The organism is Streptomyces luteireticuli, assembly GCF_041519305.1.
Lineage (GTDB): Bacteria > Actinomycetota > Actinomycetes > Streptomycetales > Streptomycetaceae > Streptomyces > Streptomyces luteireticuli.
Map to the genome: position 1 here is coordinate 1,104,271 of NZ_CP167927.1, position 15,006 is coordinate 1,119,276.

The following is a 15,006-nucleotide window of genomic DNA, read 5'->3' on the forward strand; positions in this document are numbered from 1 at the left end:
TCATCTGTGAGGGAGTGACGCATGAGACGGCTTTCGGTGATTTCGTCCCTGGTGCTTCCGCTGACGCTCGCCGCGTGGCTGTCCCCCGCGACGGCGGCGGGCGGGCACCACCCTCCGGCGGCCGCCAAGGACCCCTCCGTGGCGTGGGGGGCGTGCCCCCGGCTGTCCGAGGGCGCCGTCCCGGCGGGCTGGCAGTGCGGGTCCCTGGAGGTCCCGCTCTCCTGGTCGGCCGGCGGCCGGCAGACCGTAAGGCTCGCGCTGGCGCGCCGCCCGGCCCGCGGACCGGGCCGGAAGCTGGGCGTCATCTTCGGCAACCCCGGCGGCCCCGGCGCCGACGGCCTGGGCTTCACCGGGCTCTTCCAGGCCGTCGTGGGCAGGGCCGCCGACCGCTACGACCTCGTGACGTGGGACCCGCGCGGTGTGGGGCACAGCAGGCCGTCGCTGCGCTGCGGCCCCGAGGAGCGGATGGAGGAGCTCTACACCCACCAGTCCGACACCCGCGCCGACCAGGGCGTGCGGGAGAAGGTCCGCACCGATCAGGAGGCGGCCCGGCTGTGCCGGGCCAACGCCGCGGCGCTGGTGGCCAACATGTCCACGATGGACACCGTCCGCGACCTCGACCGGCTGCGGCAGGCCCTGGGCCGGCCGAAGCTCGACTACATCGGGTTCTCCTACGGGACGGTGATCGGCGCCGTCTACGCCAACCGCTTCCCCGGCAGCACCGGGAGGATGGTCCTGCACGGCGTGGTCGACTCACGCCTGTGGTTCGACGACCTCCCCGCCTTCATGCACAGCGACACCGTGGAGGGGGAACGCACGCTCCGGGCGGCGCTGAGGGCCTGTGACGACCACCCCGGCGACTGTGCCTTCGCCGGCGGGGCGAACCGCAAGTTCGACCGTCTGACCGACCGGCTGCGGCCCGCCGGGGCCCGGGTGCCCGACGCCCGCATCACCTGGCGCCGTCTCGTGCACGACGCGCTGGTGGTCTCCACCCCGGGCACCACGGCGCGGCAGGCGGCCGAGGACCTCCAGGCGATGTACGGCGCGCTGTTCCACAACCGGCCCTACCGCCAGGCCCAGGCGCTCCCCGAGATGGAGGTCGGGCTGCCGCCCTGGGGGCTCCCCGCCCCGTACCGCCGGGACGCGGACGGCTACTCGTTCAACATGTACGACAGCCGCAACGCCACGCTGTGCCTGGACTTCCCGGCCGCGCCCGCCGATCCGGGCTGGTGGCTCCGGCAGGTCCGGGGCGCGGAGCGGGCGAGCAAGGTGTTCGGGGCGTTCCGCGTCCTCGACAACGCCGTCTGCGCGGGATGGCCGTCCCGCCAGCCCCGCGGCTACACCTACACCGGCCCGTGGAACCGGGGCTCCGCGCACCCGCTGATCGTCAACGAGCGCTGGGACAACGCCACTCCGCTCGCCTGGGCCCGGGCCATGCGGGCCGCGATGGGGCCGGGGGCGCGGCTCGTCGTCAACGAGGGCTTCGGCCACGGTGCCGTGACGCGGTGCAGCGTCGGCCATGTGGCCACGTACTTCCTGACGGGCCGGCGGCCGGCGGACGGGACCGTGTGCCGCGGCGGGCACGGCAGCCCGTTCACCGACGGCTGAGGCCGGGGATGAGCAGCCCGCCCGTCTCCCGGCGGGAGTTCGACGCGCTCTTCGGCGGGGTCCGTTCCTGGGGCCGCTGGGCGGACGCCGGGCGGGGGGCCTGGAACCGGGTCACGCCCGGGCACGTCCTGCGGGCCGCCGCGCTCGTCCGCACCGGGAACGTCGTCCCCCTGGGCCGCCCCTGGGACACCGCGTCCGGTCCGGACAACGCCAGGCCCGCGCTGCACTACATGTCCGACCTCGGCGACGTCGAGCCGCCGGAGCCTTCGACGCACAAGGACTTCATCGGCGCCGACTACCACGGCAAGGCGGTCAGCCACCTGGACGCGCCGGCCCATGTCGCCTACCGGGGGCGGCTCTTCGACGGCGGTCCGGCGCGGGAGCTCGTCGGCGCGGGCGGTGCCCGGTTCGGTGACGTCGCGGGGCTGGGCCCGCTGGTGACGAGGGGGGTACTGCTGGACCTGCCGGCCGTGCGGGGGACGGCCTGGCTGGAGCCGGGGGAGGCCGTGCACCCCGCGGACCTGACCGGCGCGGAGGCGGCGCTCGGGGTGACGGTCGGCGAGGGCGACGCGCTGCTGCTGCGGACCGGCCGCTTCCGGCGCCGCCGGGAGCGGGGCGCCTGGGATCCCGGCGCCGCGAGCGCGGGCCTGCACGTGCGCAGCGTGCCCCTGCTGGCCGAGCGCGGCATCGCGCTGCTCGGCGGCGACGGCGACAGCGACGTACGGCCCTCGCCGGTCGAGGGCGTGCACTCCCCCGTCCACACCCTGGCCGTCGCCGCGATGGGTGTGCCGCTGCTCGACAACCTCGATCTGGAGGCGCTGTCGGCCGCCTGCGCCGAGGCGGGCCGTTATGCGTTCCTGCTGGCCGTGGCGCCGCTCAACGTTCCGGGCGGGACGGGTTCGCCCGTCAATCCGATCGCGGTGCTGTGACGGCCGTCCGTTCCCCGGACGTCACGTCCCGTGCCGGGCGGCCACGCTCCGCAGCCCCTGCTCCTACTAGGACATAGTTCTAAAATGGAACACCAGTAGCACGGCTCCGACGCTCGGGAAGTGATCCGGATGGGGCTCGTGGCGGACGAGTTCGGCCCCGTGATCGCCCGGGAGCACTTCCTCCTCGGCGAGACGGTCGACGGGGTGCGGAACCCGATCCTGAGCTCATGGGAGCGCTCCCGCTCGCTGGGGCTCTCCCCCGACGGCTGCGAACTCCCCTACACCGAGGACCTGGACCTCGACGGCCGCCTCATGCATGCCGCCGCGCCCGTGCTGGACCGGCTGGAGGCCAGGTTCGCGGGCGCCAGCATGAACATCAGCCTGGCCGACAGCCGGGGCGCGGTGCTCCAGCGCCGCTTCGGCGACCCCGTGTCGGCCCGGCGGCTCGAACCGATCCAGAGCGTCCCCGGCTTCGTCTTCGCCGAGAAGTTCGGCGGCACCAACGGCATCGGCCTGGCCCTCGCCGAGCGGCGGCTGGTCAACGTCTACGGGGCCGAGCACTTCGCCGAGCGCTCGCAGTCCAACGCATGCTCCGCGATTCCCGTCCGGGACCCGCTCAGCGGCCGCATCGAGGGCGTGCTGTGCTTCGGCTACCCCCGGGACCGGGCGGACGTGGCCCTCGACATCGTCATCAGCAGGGCGGCCGAGGCCATCGAACGGCGGCTGCTGGAGGAGAGCTCGGCCCGGGAGCGCGCCCTGCTGCGCGCCTACCTGGACCTCAGGAACCATCTGCCGGCCGCCCCCGCCGCGGGCGGGCTGGGCGCGGAGGACCGGGTGCTCCTGGAGGAGCGGGCCACCGAGCTGATCTCGTCGGCCCGGCGGGCCTCCGTCGAGGTGGCCCTGCCCGGCGGCCGCCGGGTCACCCTGCTCAGCCGCCCGGTGACCAGCGCCTCGGGGGTGGAGGGCGTCGTCGTCGAGGCGGCCTTCCCCGAGCGGCTCCACCTCCTCGCCGCCACCGGCACCGACGTGGCCGAAGGCGCGGCCCGGGAGCCTCCGGACCTGCACGCCCCCGCCCCCGGAGCCGCCGCCCGGCCCGGGGAGACCGTGCCCCACGGACCGGAGGCCGAGGCACTGGTGCTCGTCGGGGAGCCGGGCGTGGGCCGGTTCGCCGTGGCGGCCCGCCGCCGCCTGGAGCTGCTGTCCGAGGCCAGCACCCGCATCGGCACCACCCTGGACGTCACCCGCACCGCCCGCGAACTGGCCGAGATGGCCGTCCCGCGCCTGGCCGACTACGTCACCATCGACCTGCCCGAGGCGGTGCTGCGCGGGGACGAACCGGCCTCCCCGGCCCGGGACCTGCACCGCGCGGTCGTCCACGGCATCCGCGACGACTGCCCCTTCTACCCCGCCGGCGAGCGCCTGGACCTGCAGCCCACCACGCCCCAGCTCCCATGTCTGACCGGCGGACGGACCGTGCTGGAGCCCGACCTGCGGTCCGCCGCGGGCTGGATCGCCCAGAACCGGGTGAACGCCCAGCGGATCCTGGCCCACAACGTCCACTCCCTCATCGCCGTCCCGCTCCTGGCCCGGGGCATCGCCCTGGGCATCGCGAGCTTCTACCGCGCGCGGGACCCCGCCCCGTTCGGCGACGACGACCGCGCCCTCGCGCAGGAACTCGCCACGCGCGCCGCCATCTGCATCGACAACGCGCGCCGCTACACCCGTGAACACGCCATGGTCCTCGCCCTCCAGCACAGCCTGCTGCCGCAGGGCTTCCCCGAGCAGAACGCCGTCGAGGTCGCCCACCGCTACCTGCCGGCCGAGTCGGGGGTCGGCGGCGACTGGTTCGATGTCATCCCCCTCTCCGGCACCCGCGTCGCCCTGGTCGTCGGCGACGTCGTCGGCCACGGCCTGCACGCCGCCGCGACGATGGGGCGGCTGCGCACGGCCGCGCGCAACTTCGCCGAGCTGGATCTGCCTCCCGACGAGGTCCTCACCCATCTCGACAACCTGGTGGCCCGCCTCGACCGCGAGGAGTGCGGCGACGACCCCTTCTCCGGCATCACCGGCATCATCGGCGCCACCTGCCTCTACGTCATCTACGACCCCACCTCGCAGTGGTGCACCATGGCCCGGGCCGGCCATCTGCCGCCCGCCCTCGTCCGCCCCGACGGCACCGTCACCTTCCCCGACCTGCCCGCGGGCCCGCCCCTGGGGCTGGGCGGACTGCCCTTCGAGACCGCCGAGTTCCACCTCCCCGAGGGCAGCCAGCTGGTCCTGTACACCGACGGGCTCCTGGAGGACCGCGACCGCGACTTCGACACCGCCGTCGAGCAGCTGCGCGCGGCCCTGGCGCACCCCAGCCGCCCGCCCGAGGACACCTGCCGGGAGGTCGCCGAACGTGTGGTGCCCCGGCACCCCGCCGACGACATCGCCCTGCTCGTCGCCCGCACCCACGCCCTGGACCCGCACCGGATCGCCTCCTGGGACCTGCCCGCCGACCCGGCGCTCGTCTCCTCCGTCCGCGGCGCCGTCACCGGCCGGCTCACCGCCTGGGGGCTGGACGAGATCGCCTTCGACACCGAACTGCTGCTCAGCGAGCTGGTCACCAACGCCGTCCGCTACGGCACCGGCCCCATCCGGGTGCGTCTCCTCTACGACCGCGCCCTGACCTGCGAGGTCGCCGACCACAGCAGCACCGCCCCGCACCTGCGCCACGCCGCCACCACCGACGAGGGCGGCCGCGGCCTGTTCCTCGTCGCCCGGCTCTCCCAGGCCTGGGGCACCCGCTACACCGACGACGGCAAGGTCATCTGGGCCGAGTGCCCCCTGGAGATGTCCGCCGGGAGGAGCGCCGCGGCGGAGATCTCCCTGGACGACATTCCCGCGATCTGACGGCCCGTCCGTCCGGGGCGGGAGCACCGGAGCGGCCTAGCATGACCCCGACCGACGGGAAGAACCGCACTCCCGGAGAAGTCCGTGCACCACACTCCTGCACCCGGCGCCCGGCCCGACTCCGCCGGGCCGCTCGTCCGCGTGCGCGGCCTCACCAAGCGCTTCGGCGGAACCCTCGCCCTGGACGCGGTCGACCTCGACGTCCGCGCCGGCAGCGTCCTGGCCCTGCTCGGCCCCAACGGCGCCGGAAAGTCCACCCTCATCAAGATCCTCGCCGGCGTCCACCGCGCCGACGCCGGCGAGGTGACCGTCGCCGGCCACCCGCTCGGCACCGGGGCGGCCTCCCGCGCCCTGTCCTTCATCCACCAGGACCTGGGACTGGTCGGCTGGATGACGGTCGCCGAGAACATCGCCCTGGGCACCGGCTACCCGCGCCGGGCGGGCCTGGTGTCCTGGCGGGACACCCGCCGCCGGGCCGCCGGGGCCCTGGACGCCGTCGGTGCGCACCTCGACCCCGGCGCCCCCGTCGCCGGCCTCTCCCGCGCCGAACGCTCCCTCGTCGCCCTCGCCCGCGCCCTGGCCGCCCGGGCCCGGATCGTCGTCCTGGACGAGCCGACCGCCAGCCTCCCCGCCGCCGACTGCGCCCGGCTCTTCGCCGTCCTGCACTCCCTGCGCGACCGGGGCCGCGCGGTCGTCTTCGTCACCCACCGGCTCGACGAGGTGCACCGGGTCGCCGACGCCTTCGCCGTCCTGCGCGACGGCCGCGTCGTCGACCACGGCCCGCTCGCCGGCACCTCCCCCGAGCGGCTGGTGCACGACATCGCCGGCGGCACACCGGCCGCCCACCGCGCCGCCTCCCCCGCACCGGGCCCGGTCGTCCTCCGCCTCGACGGCGTACGGACCGAGGACACCGGACCGGTGGACCTCCGCCTCCGCGCCGGCGAGGTCCTCGGACTGGCCGGCCTCACCGGCGCCGGGCACACGGCCCTGGGCCGCGCCCTCGCCGGCGCCGCCCCGCTCCTCGGCGGAACGGCCCTGCTCCAGGGCCGCCCGTACCGGCCCGCCACGGTCGCCGCCGCCGTCGCCGCGGGCACCGGCCTCGTCAGCGCCGACCGGCAGGACGAGGGCTGCGCCCCCGAACTGACCGTCCGGGAGAACCTCCTGGCCAACCCCGGGGCGGACCCGTCCGGCCCGCGCTGGATCCGTCCCGGGCGCGAACGCGCCGAGGCCGCCGCCCTGATCGACCGGTTCGCCGTCCGCCCCCGGGACACCGAGGCCCCCATCGCCACCCTGTCCGGGGGCAACCAGCAGAAAGTCGTGCTCGGCCGGTGGCTGCGGCTGCCCCGGACCCTGCTGGTCCTGGAGGAGCCGACCGCCGGCGTGGACGTCGGAGCCAAGGCCGAGGTCCACCGCCTGCTCCGGGACGCGCTGGCCGGGGGCCTGGCCGTCCTGTACGTCTCCGGCGACTTCGAGGAGATCGCCGCCGTGTGCCACCGCGCCCTGGTGTTCGCCCGCGGCACGGTGACGCGGGAGCTGGGCGGCGCGGCCCTGACCCCCGCCGCGCTCACCCGCGCCGCCTCGGCCCTTCCCCCGCTCACCGGGACGCCGGGGTGACCCCCTCGCCGGGCCGCCGGGCGGGCCGACTCGCCGGTGCCTACGGCCTGTTGACCCTCGCCGCCCTGCTGTTCCTGGCCTTCTCCCTCGCCCTGCCGGACACCTTCCCCACCCTGGACAACGTCTCCGCCGTCCTGTCCACCGACGCCATCCCCGCGCTCCTCGCACTGGGCGCCACGATCCCCATCGCCACCGGCAAGTTCGACCTGTCCCTCGGCTACGGCCTCGGCCTCGCGCACGTGGTGACGATGCGGCTGATCGTCACCGAGGGCTGGCCCTGGCCGTCCGCCTGTGCGGTCGTCGTCCTGGGCGGGGCGGCCGTCGGCGCGCTCAACGGGACCGTCGTCGAGTTCGCCCGGATCGACTCCTTCATCGCCACCCTCGGCACCGGCAGCGTCCTGTACGCCTGCACCGGCTGGATCACCGGCGGCGCCCGCGTCGTCCCCGGCCCGCACGGCCTGCCGGCCGCCTTCACCGACCTGTACGACTCGCGGTTCCTGGGCCTCCCGGTGTCCGCCTTCTACGTCCTGGCGCTCGCGGCCGCCCTGTGGGTGCTGCTCGAACGGCTGCCCGCGGGGCGCTACTTGTACGTCATCGGCTCCAACCCGCGCGCCGCGGAGCTGGTCGGCATTCCCGTCCGGCGCCATGTCGTGCGCGCCTTCGCGGGATCGGGTCTGGTGGTCGGCATCGCCGGTGTCCTGCTCGCCGCGCAGCAGCGGATCGGCAACCCGAGTGTCGGCATGGACTACTTGCTGCCCGCCTTCGTCGGCGCGCTGCTCGGCTCGACGGCGGTCCGGCCCGGCAGGGCCAACGCGGCGGGCACGCTCGTCGCCGTCACGGTGCTCGCCGTCGGCCTCGCGGGCATCGGCCAGCTCGGCGCCCAGTTCTGGGTGACGCCGCTGTTCAACGGCTGCACGCTGCTGATCGCCGTCGGCCTGGCCGGTTACGCAGCGCGCCGGCAGGTGCGCAGGCGCCGGACGGGACCGCCGTGAGGCGCGCGGCCGTCGTGGCCCTCGCCTGCGCCCTCGCCGCCTCCGCCCTCGTCGCCTGCGAACGCGGCTCGTCCACCGGCCCGGCGCCCGGCCTCCCGGAGCCGACGAGGGCGGGCTGCCCCGCCGGACTGGCGCGGGCCGAGGCGGCGGTGCGGCGGGCCGAGCGCACCGATACGGCCTGGGACGGCCCCGTCGCCGGCCCTCCCGCCGTGCCCGGTGAACGGATCGTCTATGTCGCCCAGACCATGACCAACCCCGGTGTCGCCGGAATCGCCGGTGCCGTACGGGAGGCCGCGCGCGCGATCGGCTGGGGCGTGCGGGTGATCGACGGCCAGGGGACGCCCGCCGGTGTCCAGGGCGCCTTCGCCCAGGCCGTCGCCCTCCGCCCGTCGGGCATCGTCCTCGGCGGCTTCGACCCGCGCCTGACCTCCCAGCAGGTCGCCAAGGCCGTCGGCCGGCGGATCCCGCTCATCGGCTGGCACGCGGTCGCCTCCCCCGGACCGAGCCGGACCCCCCGGCTCTTCACCAACGTCACCACGCGCGTCGAGGACGTCGCCCGGATCAGCGCGGACTGGGTCGTCGCCGACTCGCACGGCCGGGCCGGCGCCGTCCTGTTCACCGACGCGTCGATCCCGTTCGCCCACCACAAGTCCGACCTGATCAGGCAGCGGCTCGCCGCCTGCCCCGACGTCCGGCTCCTGTCCGTGGAGAACATCCCGGTCCAGGACACCGGCACCCGCACCCCCCAGGAGGTCTCCTCGCTCCTCGCCCGCTTCGGCCGCCGCTGGACGCACTCCGTGGCCATCAACGACGTGTACTTCGCCGACGCCGCCCCGGCCCTGCGCGCCGCCCGCCGCAAGGGCGCCGGGGCGCCCTTCAACATCGGCGCGGGCGACGGCGATCCGTCGGCCTTCCAACGCATCAACAGCCGCCAGTTCCAGACGGCCACCGTCCCCGAGCCCCTGTCCCAGCAGGGCTGGCAGATCGTCGACGAGTTCAACCGCGCCTTCTCCGGGGCACCGCCCAGCGGCTACACCGCCCCCGTCCGCATCGCCACGGCCGCCAACAGCGCGGGCGCCACCGCATGGGACCCGCCGGGCTTCCGGGCGGCGTACCGGCGGATCTGGGGCGGCGGATGACGCGTCACCCCCCGGCGGCCACCCGCCGGCGCCACCATTCCACCGTCGCCCGGAACTGTTCCCCGACGGGCGTCGCGGCGGATCCGAACGCGGCGGTGTACGCGGCGGAGTCCACGACGAAGGGCCGGTCGAACTGGTACTGGATCTCCCGGAGTTCACGTATCAGGGGCGAGAAGAGCCCCAGGACACGCGATGCCGCCGGAGGCAGCCGGCGTACGCGCACCGGTGCCACCCCGGCCGCCTCCGCGAGCCCGTCGGTCATCTCGCGGACGGACAGCGGGGGCGCCGTGGGGACGTGCCAGGCGCGCCCCCAGGCCCGCTCCTCCTCCGCCGCGTCGGCCAGGGTCCTGGCCACGTCGTCGAGGTACGTCCAGCTGTGCGGGACGCCGGGGTCGCCGAGGGCGAGGACCGGCCTGCCGCGCAGGAGTTGCGGGACCACCCGGGCGGCCAGGTGCCCGCCGTCGGTGACGCCGGGGCCGAAGAAGTCGGAGGCGCGGACCTCGACCGCCCTGATGCGGCCCTGCTCGTGCAACGACCGGGCCTGCTCCCACAGACCGGCCCGCAGGCGCCCCTTGGGCCCGGTGGCCGCGAGCGGCAGGGACTCGGTCATCGGGCCCCGGACCGGTCCGTAGCCGTAAAGATTGCCGAGCATGACGAGCACCGCACCGCTCGCCTCCGCCGCCGCGTTGACCGACGCGGCCAGCGGCGGCCAGTCGTCCGCCCAGCGGTGGTACGGCGGCGCGGCGCACTGGTGGATGGCCCGCGCACCGCGCACGGCCTCGGTCAGCCGCCGGGTGTCCGTCGCGTCCAGTGCGACGCGCTCGATCCCGGGCTCCGCGCTCCCGGGTGACCGGGTGATCACCCGTACCGCTTTCCCCCGCTCGGCCAGGAGCCGGGCGGTGGCCGCCCCCGCGGGCCCATGGCCGATGACTACATGAAGATCCATACGCGCAGGCTAGCGGCACCCTCGGACATCGAAGGAGTCGCGGCCCCGCGCGCCCCGCGCACCCTACGCCCCCATGCTCTGCGTGACCCCGCGGACGTAGTGGCGCTGCAGGAGGAGGAAGAGGGCCAGGACGGGCAGGGTGCTGAGCACCAGGGAGGCCATCAGCAGCGGCGTGGTGCGCTGCGGGTCGAGGCGGCCCTGCAGGAGCTGCATGCCCACGGGCAGCGTCATCAGGCGGGGGTCGGCGGTGGAGATCAGCAGGGCCCAGATGTATTCGTTCCAGGTGGCGGTGAAGGTGAGGAGGGCGAGGGTCACGACGGCCGGTGCGGTCTGGGGCAGGACGACGCGCCACCACAGCGTGAGCTCCCCGGCACCGTCGAGACGGGCCGCCTCCAGGATCTCGTCGGGGATGGCCGCGATGAACTGGCGCATCAGGAAGATCCCGAAGGCCGAGACCGAAAAGGGCAGGGCCAGGGCGGCGATGCTGGTGGTGAGACCGGAACCGCCGTGCCCGTAGAGGTCGTTGCCGCCCGCCAGGGGCCAGTGCGCCAGGATCAGGAAGTGCGGGATCAGGAGCAGGAACGGCGGCAGCATCATCGTCGCCAGGACGAGCCGGAAGAGTGGCCCGCGGCCGGGGAAGCGCAGTTTGGCCAGGGCGTATCCGGCCAGCGAGGAGGTGCACAGCACCGAGACGGTGACGGCGAGGGACGTGAGGACGCTGGTGCGGGCCAGCGCGGGCAGGTCCAGCCGGTCCACCGCGTCGCGGTAGTTGGCGAGCCCGAAGGACGAGGGAAGGAAGCGATAGGGCAGCCGGGCGTAGTCGCCCGGCCCCTTGAACGAGGTGAGCAGCATGTCGGCGTACGGCAGCGCCATGACGAGCGCGCCGGTGACGGTGACCGCCCACGGCAGCACGGGAGCACGGCGCCGATCCCTCCTGCGCCTCATGCGTCCCCTCCCCCGGGTTCGAAGAGCCGCAGCTGCGCCAGGGTGATCACCAGGGTGACGAGGAAGAGCACGAAGGCCGCGGCCCCGGCCGTTCCCCAGTCGCCGTAGGTGAAGGCGCGCCGGTACATCTCCAGCGCGGCGACGTCGGTCGCGTCGCCGGGCCCGCCGTTGCCGGTCATGACCGCGATGAGGGCGAAGGACTGGAGTCCGGCGAGGAGTTGGGTGACGCAGACGAAGAGCAGGGCGGGCCGCAGCAGCGGGAGCGTGACGCGCACCAGGACCGTGAGCGGTCCCGCGCCGTCGAGTGCGGCGGCTTCCAGGCAGTCCCGGGGGACGGTGGTGAGCCCGGCGGTCAGGATGAGGACCGCGCTGCCCAGGGAGGCCCACGACTGGACGACCACCACGGCGGGAAGGGCGGCGGAGGGGTTCTGGAGGAAGCCCACGGAGTCCAGGCCGACGGCGTTGAGGGCGGCGTTGACGGGCCCGTCCGGCCGGTAGAGGTGCTTCCAGGCGTTGCCGGTGGCGACGACGGTGGTGACCACGGGCAGGAAGTAGAGCGTGCGCCAGAGCCCCTGGCCCGGCAGGCGGACCAGGCACAGGGCCGCCACGAGGCCGCCGCCGGTGGTGAGGACGACGGTCCCGGCCGCGTACAGCAGGGTGTTGGTGAGGACGGGGAACAGGAAGGACGAGTCCGGCGCGAACAGGGCGGTGAAGTTGTCCGGTCCCGCGAACGTCATGCCGGTGAGGCCGGGGCGGGGCCCGGTGGACAGGGCGAGCACCCCGGTGAACAGGACCGGCAGGACGATGAAGACGGCGTAGAACAGCAGGGCCGGGAGGAGGAAGAGGAGGGCGACGGCGGCCTGATGACGGTGTGGTCCGGTATGCCGTGCGACGACCGGGAGTTCTCGGATCCTCATGGGTCAGCCCGGGCGGGAGAGTTCCCTGTCGACCTGCGTGCAGGTGGCGTTCAGGGCTTCGGCGGCCGACAGCCGGCCGTTCCACATCTCCTCGATGTTCTTCCGCAGCACGGACTTGGCCTGTTGTGCGCGCGGGCCGTTGGGTTCGGGGGTGGCGTGGGCGAGGGCGTCGAGGAAGGGCACGGCGTTGGGGTCGCCGTGCGCGCCGAGCAGGGCGCGCATGTCGGCGGTGCGTCCGGTCATCGAACCGGCCGCCCATTGCAGGGCGCTCATCCTGGTGACCCGCGCGCCCCCGCCCCCGGGCGGGGCCACGGCATCGGCGTTGAGCCAGCGCACGAACTCCCAGGCCGGACCGGGGTGCCGGCACTGGGTGTTGACGCCCATGAGGAACGCCGTGGCCAGAGTTCCCCGGTCGCCCGCGGCAGGGCCGGGCAGTGCGGCGGTGACGACGTCGCGGTACCGCTCCCCCATCGACGCGGTGAGACTGCCGCACCACCAGCCGCCGTTGACGGCCATGGCCGCCCGGCCCGCGGGAAAGGCCGCGTACATGTCGATCGCCGGATCGCCGGCGCCGGTGCGCACCAGCCGCCGCTGGAGACCGAACACGGCGTCGCCGGCGGGAGACCCGAGGGCGCACCCCCGTCCGTCGGCGGTGAGGAAGGCGCCGCCCCCGGAGGCGAGGAGGGCGAGCACCGGGTTGACGGTCTCGGAGTCGTCCACGCGGGACAGGGCCAGCCCTTGGACCACGGTGTTGCCATGACGGTCCTTGCGCGTCGCGGCGCGGGCGACGGCCTCCAGCTCCCGCCAGGTGCGCGGCGGCCGGGCGGCCCCGGCCGCGGCGAGGAGACGGCGGTTGCAGTACAGCCCGTACGTCTGCACCTCGGTGGGGTAGCCGAAAGGAACGCCGTCGACGCCGACCGCCCCGGCGACGGCGGCGGGGAACCCGTCCCGTACGCGTACGGCGTCGCCCGGCGGCACGGGACGCAGCACTCCGGCGCGCACCAGCTGCCCCGCCCACAGCGCGTAGAGGTGCAGGATGTCGGTCCCCTGCCCCGCCGCCTGCCGCACCACGACGGTGGTGAGCAGGTCCTCGAACCGGACCGCCACCGTCTCCACCCTGCTGCGCGACTGCCCGGCGTTCCAGTCGTCGACGGCGCGCCGCAGCCCTGCCTCCAGGGGCCCTTCCCCGTAGTGCGACAGCAGCTTCAGGTCCACGGGACCGCGCCCACCGCCCCGGTCCGGACGCGCCGTGCAGCCTCCGGCGGCGAGCCCCGCGATCCCGGCCAGCATCCGGCGCCGTCCCACCCGGTCCGGCATCGGCGATCAGTCCCTCCGGGACGGCCCGTCGGAGCGCATCCGGCGCCGGGGACGGGCGAGTGGTTCCCCGGCCTCTTTGTACCGGCCCGGCCCGGCCGTTCCCGGAAGGCACGCGGTGACGCCCGGCACCTGTCAACGGGGCAACAGGGGCCGCCGATCGATCATTTGACGATCCGGTGGTAGTCCCCCGGCGGCGGAGCGCGGGCCGTGGATCAGTCGCCCCCGACCACCGGATACGGCACCTGCGTCCGCCGGTCCGCGTCCACCGCCAGGCGTCCGCCCGCCGGCGGGCGGGCCCGCTGTGCGCAGTCGCGGCGTTCGCAGATGCGGCAGCCGAGGCCGATCGGGGTGGCGGCGCGGGGGTCGTCGAGGGCGATGCCCTCGGCGTAGACGAGGCGGTGGGCGTGGCGGAGTTCGCAGCCGAGGGCGACGGCGAACTCGGCGCGGCGGGCGCGGTGACCGAAGCCGCCGCGGGTGACGGTGCGGGCGGTCCAGAAGTACCGCTTGCCGTCGGGCATTTCGGCGACCTGGGTGAGGATGCGGCCGGGGGCGGAGAACGCCTCGTAGACGGTCCACAGGGGGCAGGTGCCGCCGAGGCGGGAGAAGTGGAAGTCGGTGGCCGACTGGCGTTTGGAGATATTGCCGGCCCGGTCGACGCGCAGGAAGGAGAAGGGGACGCCGCGCCGTCCGGTGCGCTGGAGGGTGCTGAGACGGTGGCAGACGGTCTCGAAGCCGACGCCGAAGCGGGCCTGGAGGAGCTCGATGTCGTAGCGGAGTTCCTCGGCCGCGGCGTGGAAGGCGGTGTACGGCATGAGCAGGGCGCCGGCGAAGTAGTCGGCGAGGCCGATGCGGGCGAGGGCGGCCGACGGGCCGGGGCTGACGTCGGCGCGGGCGACGAGCGCGTCGAGCAGCGGGCCGTGTTCCAGGAAGGCGAGCTGGGTGGCGAGTTGGAAGGCCCGCCGCCCGTCGTCGAGCCGGGGCGAGAGGAAGAGCAGCCCGCGGTCCGGGTCGAAGCGCCGGACGTCGGCCGCCCGTTCGGGTGCGGCCCGGACGACCGTCACCCCGTGGCGGTCGGCCAGGCGGCGGGCGAGCGCGTCGGCCGCACGGCCCGCGGCGGGCAGGCCCAGGGCGTCGGCGGTGCGCTCGGCCGCGGAGTCGAGCGGTTCGAAGTGGTTGTGGTGGGCGTAGAAGAAGTCCCGTACGTCGTCGTGGGGTTCGCCCGGCGGCAGGGCGGCGTCGGTGTCGCCCGGCGCGGCGAGGGCGGCGGCCCGCTCGGCCGCGTCGCGGTAGCGGCGGTGGAGGGCGACCAGGGCACGGGCCACCTCGGGGTGGTCGCGCGCCACGTCGGCCACGTCCTCGGCGGGCACCGTGACCCCGCAGGCCTCGTCGCCCAGCGCCGCGCGCAGATCCGTGGCGAGGCGCTCCTCCCCGGCCTCCGAGAAGAACTCGGCGTCCACGCCGAGCACTTCGGCCAGCCGCAGCAGGACGGGCGCCGTGAGCGGGCGCCGGCTGTGCTCGATCTGGTTGAGGTAGCTGGTGGAGATGTCCAGCCGGCGGGCCAGCTCCACCTGGTTGAGTCCGTGCTCGCGGCGCAGCCTGCGCAGCTTGGCGTGTGCGTAGACCTTGCGGCCCTCGGGGCGTCCCATGCGGTGTGCCGCTCCTCTCCCCCGCTCTTCTCCCCGTCCCTCTCCCCCGTTCCTGCGA

General features: G+C 75.2%; 11 protein-coding genes. 6 read left to right on the top strand and 5 right to left on the bottom strand.

The window, feature by feature from the left end; translation table 11 throughout:
• Window positions 1-21 precede the first annotated feature (21 nt).
• The 6 genes from AB8735_RS04695 (at window position 22) to AB8735_RS04720 (ending at window position 9,177) form a co-directional block, all read left to right on the top strand.
• On the top strand, window positions 22-1,608 hold the full coding sequence (locus AB8735_RS04695; RefSeq protein ID WP_372405553.1) for an alpha/beta fold hydrolase: 1,587 nt from the start codon (window positions 22-24) through the stop codon (window positions 1,606-1,608).
• A gap of 8 nt (window positions 1,609-1,616) precedes the next feature.
• Complete coding sequence (locus tag AB8735_RS04700; RefSeq protein ID WP_372405554.1) at window positions 1,617-2,537, top strand: cyclase family protein; 921 nt, start codon at window positions 1,617-1,619, stop codon at window positions 2,535-2,537.
• 129 nt (window positions 2,538-2,666) lie between these two features.
• Window positions 2,667-5,432, top strand: coding sequence for a SpoIIE family protein phosphatase (locus AB8735_RS04705; RefSeq protein WP_372411775.1), 2,766 nt, complete (start codon window positions 2,667-2,669; stop codon window positions 5,430-5,432).
• Between the two features lie 84 nt (window positions 5,433-5,516).
• A complete protein-coding gene (locus tag AB8735_RS04710; RefSeq protein ID WP_372405555.1) occupies window positions 5,517-7,046 on the top strand; it encodes a sugar ABC transporter ATP-binding protein in 1,530 nt (509 codons plus the stop codon).
• Entirely contained in the window at window positions 7,043-8,038 is a 996-nt protein-coding gene (locus tag AB8735_RS04715) for an ABC transporter permease (RefSeq protein ID WP_344032802.1), read from the top strand. The genes AB8735_RS04710 and AB8735_RS04715 overlap by 4 nt, the downstream gene beginning before the upstream one ends.
• Window positions 8,035-9,177 carry a substrate-binding domain-containing protein gene (locus AB8735_RS04720; RefSeq protein WP_372405556.1) on the top strand — a complete coding sequence of 381 codons (1,143 nt, stop codon included), beginning with the start codon at window positions 8,035-8,037 and terminating at the stop codon, window positions 9,175-9,177. The genes AB8735_RS04715 and AB8735_RS04720 overlap by 4 nt, the downstream gene beginning before the upstream one ends.
• Before the next feature lie 4 nt (window positions 9,178-9,181).
• Here AB8735_RS04720 and AB8735_RS04725 read toward each other — a convergent pair whose 3' ends face one another.
• From AB8735_RS04725 to AB8735_RS04745, 5 genes are all read right to left on the bottom strand, one after another.
• On the bottom strand, window positions 9,182-10,123 hold the full coding sequence (locus AB8735_RS04725; RefSeq protein ID WP_344032806.1) for an NAD-dependent epimerase/dehydratase family protein: 942 nt from the start codon (window positions 10,121-10,123) through the stop codon (window positions 9,182-9,184).
• Between the two features lie 63 nt (window positions 10,124-10,186).
• Complete coding sequence (locus AB8735_RS04730; protein ID WP_372405557.1) at window positions 10,187-11,068, bottom strand: carbohydrate ABC transporter permease; 882 nt, start codon at window positions 11,066-11,068, stop codon at window positions 10,187-10,189.
• Window positions 11,065-11,985 (bottom strand): carbohydrate ABC transporter permease, encoded by a 921-nt coding sequence (locus AB8735_RS04735; protein WP_372405558.1) that lies wholly within the window; start codon window positions 11,983-11,985, stop codon window positions 11,065-11,067. The genes AB8735_RS04730 and AB8735_RS04735 overlap by 4 nt, the downstream gene beginning before the upstream one ends.
• A gap of 3 nt (window positions 11,986-11,988) precedes the next feature.
• The gene (locus AB8735_RS04740) at window positions 11,989-13,302 is read right to left on the bottom strand and encodes an extracellular solute-binding protein (RefSeq protein ID WP_372405559.1); all 1,314 of its coding nucleotides are present in this window, start codon (window positions 13,300-13,302) and stop codon (window positions 11,989-11,991) included.
• Between the two features lie 212 nt (window positions 13,303-13,514).
• Window positions 13,515-14,948, bottom strand: coding sequence for a short-chain fatty acyl-CoA regulator family protein (locus AB8735_RS04745; RefSeq protein WP_372405560.1), 1,434 nt, complete (start codon window positions 14,946-14,948; stop codon window positions 13,515-13,517).
• Between the last annotated feature and the right edge of the window lie 58 nt (window positions 14,949-15,006).